This window comes from Nocardia anaemiae NBRC 100462, assembly GCF_001612725.1.
Lineage (GTDB): Bacteria > Actinomycetota > Actinomycetes > Mycobacteriales > Mycobacteriaceae > Nocardia > Nocardia anaemiae.
The window spans coordinates 102,446-109,550 of record NZ_BDAZ01000006.1; the positions used below are offsets into that span (position 1 = coordinate 102,446).

Below are 7,105 nucleotides of genomic sequence, written 5' to 3' on the forward strand. Positions count from 1 at the left end.
GGCGGCAGGGCTCGATCCCGGCCAGGATCGGATCCAGATACCCGACAAAAGCTCCCTAATCGGCTGCCCCCGTTGGTATTTGGTGTGGCTCGCTAATGGCTTGCCTCTCACCGGAGGTAATCCATCAATACGCGGCCGGTTAGCAGGGGGATGTTGTCCTCGATCCTGCGTTCGCCGAATGTGTAACGAACGCCGTGAATCTCACGAGACTGCGGGGCGTCGCTCATCTTGTTCCCGGACTCGTCGACGGGATCGCGAACCGAGCCGCTCTGGCGAACGAACTCGCCAAGGTCGGCAACATCGTCACCGACATGTCAATCCCCATCCATGCGCAGAGCCATGCAGGGATAACACCATCCGCATCTTCAACTCTGGGATCTCACCCGATAGTGAAACCGCCCCTTCGTCGGCGCTCGCGAATTGGTGGAAGAGACGACGACCGGTTCCATGCAAACGCCGAATACATAAGCACTTTGGCGGATATTCGGCCAGGACCGCGCGGTTACGCTCAGCCGTGTGCACTGGCGAGGACCTGCAGCACGACGACGCGGGTCGCCGCACTGCCTGTGACCGCCACGGACCCGATCTCCGTGCCGACCGTAGGAGAGCAATATCGTGTTTAAAGTTTGCCGGGCACCATGCCATCCAGGATCTGGTCGCGAAGGCCATGAGACTCGCCCCGCGCCGATTGACGAGTTACTCGATGGTCGGTCCCGCATCGGGTTCGCCGCAGAGCGGAGGACGGGCTGATGTCAGTACCGGACAACGCCAGCGAAAAGGTGAAGAAGCTCTACCACGACATCGCCTCTAATTACAAAGGAGGCGCGTGGAATGATGATGGCTTCTCGAAAGGCGACGCAGCAGACGCTTTGAAAAAGCTGCACGACCTGAATTCAACGGAGTTCCAGCAGATATGGGACGGGCTCGCCACGGTCAAAGCCGACGACGGCCTTCTTGCCGATAACAAGAGCGTCGACAAACATTTAGTTTCATCACTCTACGATAAGTCAATACTTATCGAGAATCATCCTGATGGCCGATTCGAGAACCTTGTCGCCGACATCAACAAGGACCCCCAGTATAAAGATCTGCTCGATGCCCTCAGCAAGAACGACCCGTCGGATTACATCAAGAAACTGCAGGTCAAGGAGCAGACTGCCGAAAATCCGAAGTTCGAGGATTATGGGTTCGAGAATTTCAAGAAAGAGAATAAACATGCGGAATATGTCGACCTGTATGTACCGAAGGGTGCCAGCGCGCAGCTGAGGAGCCTGATCGCGGACACCGAGTTCACCATGCAGTGGGATCTCGACACTCTCGGTATCGGTAATCCGAAAGAAGCTCCCGACTTCACCCAGGTGCTCACCGGTGACCAGGTCAAGAACGCGTCCGGCTGGTCGGGCATCCGAGACGCGGCCGATGAACTGAAGAAGCAGCTGGACAATAGGGAGAAAGAGTACACCGACAAGCATAAAGAAGTTTCGGAGGCCACATACGACTCCAAGATAACGGGCTCCGACATCTTCAAGCAGCTCGTACGAATTAAGGACCATCTCAACGAACAACTCAAGTTCGAGCCGTCGAGCACGACGCATACCGGAAACACGATCACGGAACACTCCGGGGGGCCGGTCAATTCCGACATGCAGGTTCCTCTCTATGAGAAGGACACAGGCGAGAACAGTCCGACTAAAGGCGATTACATTCTGACCCCCGATGCGGAGCAGAGATATTACGTCTCCAGTATCGAGACGGCTGTCGAGGACTGGGATAAGGCATACGAGGCAGCGACCGAGAAGTACCAGACGCTGGCCGCAAAGGTCGACGACCCGAATCCCAACCCGAACCCGAACCCGAATCCCAACCCGAATCCGAATCCGAATCCGAACCCCAACCTGAACCCAAACCTGAATCCGAATCCGAATCCGACCGACGACTACAGCGACACCTTCGACGATCTCCTCGGCGACGGTTCGACTAAAACCAACGCCGACGGCACGACCAGTACCGACGGCACCACGAGTACCGGCACCGGCTCGAACAGCGGCATCATGGCGGCGGTCAATTCGGCGATCAGTGCACTCGAGAACAGTGCGAACGGAAAGAGTGGAAACCAGGCGACGCAGGCGGGATACAACTCCGGCGGGGGTTCCTCGGGGTCCGGCGGTATGGATATGAGCTCGATGATGCTGCCGCTGATGATGTCGCAGATGATGCAGCAGATGATGGGCAACCACGGCCAGGACGCCCAGAAACAGCGCGAGGAAGAGGAGCGCGAGGAGCGGCGTCGGCGGCGCAGGGAGGAACAGCAGCAGGCTGCGGCGCAGGCGCAGGCCCAGCCCGCCGTCGCCTCGAACCAGCCGACCAATGTCGTTCAGGCGGACGCCAGTGCGACACCGCCTCCGGTGGGCGCCGGTGGGCGGTCGATGGTCGATATGAAGCTGCCCGACGGTACGACGCAGAAGGTGTCCTCGGCGGTCTCGCAGGCGGTGAACAAGGAGCTCAACAACCCGAATGGCAGTGATGCCAGGTCGGCTTACTCGGGCACCACCGGACAGCCGTCGGCGGGTAGTCCGTGGGTTTCGGTGGACAGTGCGCACCTGCAGACCGGTGACGTGGTGCAGTGGGCGAATCGCAGTGCGATTGTCGTGGTGGAACCCTCGGGCCTGGAGGTCATCATCAACGGCCAGCTCGTGCCGCTGGACCCGAACAACCCACCCGATGGCGGCAACGGCGATTACGGCGAGTTCCAGGGGTTCTTCCACCCCACCGGAACCGATCTGACCACTAATACCCAGCAATCGGCACAGCCCACGCAGCCGCCGAATCCGCCGGCGGTGACTCCACCGTCGACCCCAGGCTCGGGAACACCCGCGGTGACCAGCACGGCTCCCTCAGAGCAGGCCTGAGGACGATGGCGGCGGCCGCAGGCGAATTCCTGGTCGATGTGGCCACCTACTGGCACTCAGCAGCGACCCGGTTCCCCTACGTGCTGTGCTGGAACGCGCCTGCGGCCGATATCTGAAAGCGCGCCTGGCCCAGCGGATCCCAGGCCAGCGCGCTGACCAACTCCGGCATTCCTTTCGAGGTGAGCCTGATCGGCGGCCGCGAGCAGCTCACCCGGGAATCCGCTACGTCACCGAAACCGGTTCGCAGCACCGCGAATTCGGCACTGACCGCGACGCCCAATTCGCCGCGATCGCGGATCTCGCCGCCTGATTGCCGAACAAGGATGGACGACCACGAATCTACTGCGGTCGTTCATCTCGACGCGGTACCGCGATCCGGCGAAAGTCGCTGCACGCCATGCTTCGCCACCTGCACGGCCATCGTCCACCACGCCGACGCACCGCACCGCACCATCCGGTGCGTCTCGAGATGTACGGCAACACGACGCTCGTGCCCGGAACGCTCCAACGATTGCCCGCTGCTTTCCCCGGCTTCGCCGCATTGGCGTCGCTTCCCGACGATGAGGCGTCTGGCGAATCCATCTTCGCCGCAATAGAAGTGGAAGCCAACGACGCGTTGAGCCACAGATCCACCTGAGAGTCGTTGTATCAACGCTCAGTGTCATCGGCGACCCTGACATAACCATCCGCGCGGTCACAGAAAGCGTTCTCAGGTTGCGGTGACGTGGCGGCGAACGGTGTCGACGCGGGGTCTGCGGATCGAGTACGTCGCGCAGGTGTAACGCATCCGCAGTACTCGCAATAGCCTTCCGTACGCATGATGCTGACTACAGAACCATCGAACGACCATGACGGCATGACGCAATTCGGCTCGGTCGGTTCACATTCGAGAAACGGCGGCTCGACGCCGTCGCCGATCTCGTCGCCGACGGATGCAACAACGGGGCGATCGCGAATCGCGTCTCCGTATCGAAATACACTGTCAACCAGCATGTTTCGAAGATCCTGGCCAAAGTCGAACTCCGACTCTCACATACAATTCGCAGGAGTCCTCACGAGTCCGCAGCCTGGCACCAGGAGACCGATACTCTCGCGATATGAGCGACATCACGAAGAGCGTTGACGTCCCGGAGTACGCCGACGCCGAGTTGGTCGAAGGTGAGAAGCTCGCCCGCGAACCGGCCTTCTGGATTACTCACCTGCTGGTGACGATGGGCGATCTCTCAGCCGACACAGATGAATACGGCGTCGCGGCGTCCGCATTCGAGCTGATGCTGGAACGTCTCAGCGACGCCGGGCAGCCGTGGCCTGTGTTCCGTGTCGCCTTCGGCGGCGGTCACACGGTCTTCGCCATCTATGCCAACTTCGAGGACACGAATACCGTCGAGTTCGTGGTACGCCACCCTACGTGGGACCGTCTCGGGCATCTGGGGCAGTGCGGGCCCGAGTCGGCAGGGCCGGGGCTTTCCTGGACGGAGTTGACAGCCATCGCCGCGAGCGTGCCAGCGAACGCGTCTGACGCCAAGGGCCTCGTCGACCCGGCACAGCGCCTCCTGCTTCTCTTGCCCATGCTCGGGGACGCCGCCACGCCAGACGACGTTTGGAAGTTAGTCGCGCACGCCCTCGTTCGCTGCGGTACACCAGCCGACGTAGCGCCCCGGTTCGCACGCGAGCTGCTCGGGACCGACACGGGCGATGGGCATGCCGAACCGTCGTGGATGGTAGCCGGGAACAATCCAGTGCCCATCTGCTCCTCGCGCTACAGCCCGCGCCAGATCCCTATCGCGCTTGGGATCACCCCGAATCAGGCCCAAGCCCTCGCCGAAGCGCTCCGCGGCGACGGCCCGTCGGAACCGATCTGAGTGAGCGTGTCTGGGCCCCAACCACTTGGGCTCATCGGACCACTCGGCCAAGCCGCTATGCACCGCTTTACCACTGCTGGCAACATAGCTCGACCGTCACCTAGTGCAGCGTTAGCTTAGGAGATACCGCTATTTCGTTAGGACAAAAGGAGATTCAGTATGCATATCGCTAACGTCTCCGCCGCCGTCGCAATCGCCGCAGCAATGAATTTCGGCGCTGCACCAAGTCACACCGAGGGCGTCGCGGCGACGGGTGCCATCGTTTCGCCCACCGTCGATAGCCGTGCCGATGACCCGATCGGGGACCACGCGAGTGCGTGTGATCTTCCTGGAGTACTGGCCAACCCGGGCACGGCCCTGATTTGCGTCGTCACCGGTTCGTCCAGCTTCTGACGAAACCAATCGCCGAGTTCTCGGCCGGTCGACGATTGCGCGACGCCCGGTCAAGAAGCTAACGCATGACCTATGAAAAATCTCTTGGTGCTGAGAAACGTTTCTGCCAAGGTTCGCTGATTCTCGAAGTGCGGCAACATGCTCCATTGTTGGCACTCCCGCAGTAGATCGTGATGTCCAACTGGCTGGCTCGGGTGAGCACTGATCCGCCCGTCGCTTGTCTTGTGATGCGGTTGATCTGGGGGGTGTCCCTATGTTTTCGCACGTAGGAACCTGGCAGAGATCGACGTCTGGTCGGGTAGCGAGCGCATCAGGAGTGTTGATGGTGACAACGGTGGCAACGTATATGTCCGCAGCGTCTAGTTTTGCGCGATTGGTTCGTGATGTCTCGGGCGGCTGTTGGGACGGACCTGGTTTGGGTGAGTGGGATCTTCGATCTCTCGTGGGCCATGCGTCGCGAGCTCTGACCACGGTTGGGACGTATCTGGGCAGCGCAGCGGAGAACGAAGACATCGCTAGTCCAGAGCAGTATTACGCTCGCGCGAAGGCCGCTGCGTCGGCTGTCGATCCGGCCGGGGTGATCGATCGTGGCCGCCAGGCCGGTATCGACCTCGGCGCCGACCCGGCCGCCTCGGTCGAGGCCATGGTGGCCGCTGTGCTCGATCGGCTCGGTGCTGGTGAAGATCGGTTGATTCGGGTGATCGGAGGTCTGGGTATGCGGCTGCATTCGTATCTGCCGACGCGGAGCTTCGAGCTTGCCGTTCACAGTCTCGACATTGCCGCTGCCGCGGATGTCGACTTCGAGCTTCCTCGTGATGTCCTCGACGAGGCGGCAGTGTTGGCGGCTCGGATCGCGGTGGCGATCGGCAGTGGCACAACTATGCTGATGTCATTGACCGGTAGGACCGCGTTGACGCGGTCGTTCTCTGTGGTGTAAGCCGGGCATCGCCCTGGTCGCTGGTGATCGTCGTGGCGCGACTGGTGCTGGAGTTCACTACGTTTTCGCGTGTAGCACCACCAGCACTGCTACTCCTCCGGCGCCTCCTCGACCGGAAAAAGGATGGGGCTGAGCAGATATCGCCCGCGTCCGGGGGAGGGTTCGTTGGTCATGCGGGGCACGATCACCTGGCGCAGTTCCAGAATGAGCTGTTGCAGCTCCTCGTGGTCCAGCCATAGCGCGTGCTGCCGGTAGCCAACGAGATCCTCTGTCGGGTTGGCATTCTCGCGGTCGAGGTAGGAATTGAACTCCGAGATCAGCACGGCCATCGCCGTGACGAAGATCCGCCGATGATCCTCCACCGTGGCCGCCGCGGCCTCTTCGGCGCCGATCGCGGCCCGGTCCGCACGCAGCCGATAGTGCCGTTCGACCGCGCCGCGCACCCGCTGTTCCCGCGCGACCTCCAGGATTCCGACCCCGGCCAGCGCCTCGACATGTCGGTACACCATCGCCTTCGAAACCCCGGGCACCAGGGCACACAGCTCGGCCGTAGTGAGGGTTCGGCCACCGCGCAAGGCATGCACGATCCGCATCCGGGCGGGGTGTGCCACTAGTTCCAAAATATCCACTACTCAATGTTCTCATATCCTGCTACCGTTCTCACAAAACGAGAAAGGTTGTAACGTGATGGCGACACATACCGACCCGGCAACAGTGGCGACGACCGTGGTGGCGATGCTGCGCGAGGGGCGCTTCGACGAACTCGAGAAGCTGTTCGCACCGGCACTGGCGGCGGCGGTATCCGGTGACACCGTCCGGACTGGCTGGGCCGGTGAGATCGCGAAGACCGGTGCGATCCGCACGCTAGGCGAGGTGACTACCGCGCCACTCGACGGCGACCTCACCCGGGTAGTCCTGCCGGTGCACTGCGAAAACGGCGGACTGGAGGTGCGGCTCGCGGTCGATTCGACCGGCAGGCTGCACGGCCTGCGGCTCGCGCCGCC

Annotated in this window: 8 protein-coding genes and 1 pseudogene; 7 read left to right on the forward strand and 2 right to left on the reverse strand. The window is 61.7% G+C overall.

What is annotated here, in order from left to right; all coding sequences use genetic code 11:
- Positions 1-749: 749 nt before the first annotated feature.
- A complete protein-coding gene (locus NA5_RS41225) occupies positions 750-2,909 on the forward strand; it encodes a hypothetical protein (RefSeq protein ID WP_062982556.1) in 2,160 nt (719 codons plus the stop codon).
- A 76-nt stretch (positions 2,910-2,985) separates the two neighbouring features.
- Here NA5_RS41225 and NA5_RS05470 read toward each other — a convergent pair whose 3' ends face one another.
- A complete protein-coding gene (locus NA5_RS05470; RefSeq protein ID WP_062982558.1) occupies positions 2,986-3,189 on the reverse strand; it encodes a hypothetical protein in 204 nt (67 codons plus the stop codon).
- 189 nt (positions 3,190-3,378) lie between these two features.
- On the opposite strand from NA5_RS05470, the gene NA5_RS41230 reads away from it, so the two are divergent.
- The 5 genes from NA5_RS41230 to NA5_RS05485 all read left to right on the forward strand — a co-directional run bounded on the left by NA5_RS41230 (position 3,379) and on the right by NA5_RS05485 (position 6,101).
- The gene (locus NA5_RS41230; protein ID WP_169811266.1) at positions 3,379-3,546 is read left to right on the forward strand and encodes a hypothetical protein; all 168 of its coding nucleotides are present in this window, start codon (positions 3,379-3,381) and stop codon (positions 3,544-3,546) included.
- Between the two features lie 227 nt (positions 3,547-3,773).
- Complete coding sequence (locus NA5_RS43120; RefSeq protein ID WP_157110246.1) at positions 3,774-4,010, forward strand: LuxR C-terminal-related transcriptional regulator; 237 nt, start codon at positions 3,774-3,776, stop codon at positions 4,008-4,010.
- Positions 4,007-4,771: a hypothetical protein gene (locus tag NA5_RS05475; protein ID WP_062982560.1), complete on the forward strand. Its 765-nt coding sequence runs from the start codon at positions 4,007-4,009 to the stop codon at positions 4,769-4,771. Before NA5_RS43120 ends, NA5_RS05475 begins: the two co-directional genes overlap by 4 nt.
- Before the next feature lie 159 nt (positions 4,772-4,930).
- Positions 4,931-5,164: a hypothetical protein gene (locus NA5_RS05480; protein ID WP_062982562.1), complete on the forward strand. Its 234-nt coding sequence runs from the start codon at positions 4,931-4,933 to the stop codon at positions 5,162-5,164.
- Positions 5,165-5,486: 322 nt separating this feature from the next.
- Positions 5,487-6,101 carry a maleylpyruvate isomerase N-terminal domain-containing protein gene (locus tag NA5_RS05485; protein WP_062982589.1) on the forward strand — a complete coding sequence of 205 codons (615 nt, stop codon included), beginning with the start codon at positions 5,487-5,489 and terminating at the stop codon, positions 6,099-6,101.
- An 89-nt stretch (positions 6,102-6,190) separates the two neighbouring features.
- On the opposite strand, the gene NA5_RS05490 is transcribed toward NA5_RS05485, so the two are convergent.
- Positions 6,191-6,730, reverse strand: a complete 540-nt coding sequence (locus tag NA5_RS05490; protein WP_062982568.1) for a helix-turn-helix domain-containing protein — start codon at positions 6,728-6,730, stop codon at positions 6,191-6,193.
- A 58-nt stretch (positions 6,731-6,788) separates the two neighbouring features.
- Here NA5_RS05490 and NA5_RS05495 point away from each other — a divergent pair.
- Positions 6,789-7,105: pseudogene (locus NA5_RS05495) on the forward strand (DUF3887 domain-containing protein); the annotation flags it as partial.

What these genes read in the sequence shown, in the direction of transcription:
- NA5_RS41225 (WP_062982556.1), top strand. Translation starts at nt 750, where the DNA reads ATGTCAGTACCGGACAACGCCAGCGAAAAGGTGAAGAAGCTCTACCAC.
- NA5_RS41230 (WP_169811266.1), top strand. Translation starts at nt 3,379, where the DNA reads ATGTACGGCAACACGACGCTCGTGCCCGGAACGCTCCAACGATTGCCC.
- NA5_RS05475 (WP_062982560.1), top strand. Translation starts at nt 4,007, where the DNA reads ATGAGCGACATCACGAAGAGCGTTGACGTCCCGGAGTACGCCGACGCC.
- NA5_RS05480 (WP_062982562.1), top strand. Translation starts at nt 4,931, where the DNA reads ATGCATATCGCTAACGTCTCCGCCGCCGTCGCAATCGCCGCAGCAATG.
- NA5_RS05485 (WP_062982589.1), top strand. Translation starts at nt 5,487, where the DNA reads ATGGTGACAACGGTGGCAACGTATATGTCCGCAGCGTCTAGTTTTGCG.